Annotated in this window: 1 protein-coding gene; it reads right to left on the bottom strand. The window is 62.5% G+C overall.

Annotation, left to right across the window (positions count from 1 at the left end; translation table 11 throughout):
• The coding region (locus AACY52_RS30000) for a 2-oxo acid dehydrogenase subunit E2 (RefSeq protein ID WP_339561330.1) at positions 1–525 on the bottom strand (525 nt) is incomplete at both ends.

The following is a 525-nucleotide window of genomic DNA, read 5'->3' as shown; positions in this document are numbered from 1 at the left end:
ATCACGATCTCGCCGTTCACCACCACCGGGCGGTCCTCGATGCGGTGCAGGCCGAGCACAGCCGCCTGGGGCGGGTTGATGATCGGGGTCGACATCAGCGAACCGAACACGCCGCCGTTCGAGATGGTGAAGGTGCCGCCCTTCATCTCTTCCATCTTCAGCGTGCCGTCCTTGGCGCGCTTGCCGAAATCGCCGATCGTCTTTTCGACTTCGGCGACCGACATCTGATCGGCATCGCGCACCACCGGCACGACGAGCCCACCCGGCGACGACACCGCGACCGAGATATCGGCATAATCGTGATAGACGATCTCGTCGCCCTCGATCGAGGCGTTGACGCTGGGGATGTCCTTCAGCGCAAGGCATGCCGCCTTCACGAAGAAGCCCATAAAGCCCAGGCGAACGCCATGCTTCTTCTCGAAGAGATCTTTGTACTTGGCGCGCGCCGCAATCACCGCGCTCATGTCGACGTCGTTGAACGTCGTCAGCAGGGCGGCGGTGTTCTGCGCTTCCTTCAGGCGCTTG

It is taken from the genome of Pseudomonas sp. EA_65y_Pfl1_P113 (genome assembly GCF_963970525.1).
GTDB lineage: Bacteria > Pseudomonadota > Gammaproteobacteria > Pseudomonadales > Pseudomonadaceae > Aquipseudomonas > Aquipseudomonas tritici.
Note: the sequence above shows the minus strand (reverse complement) of the source record. Positions and strands in the feature narration are given on the sequence as shown.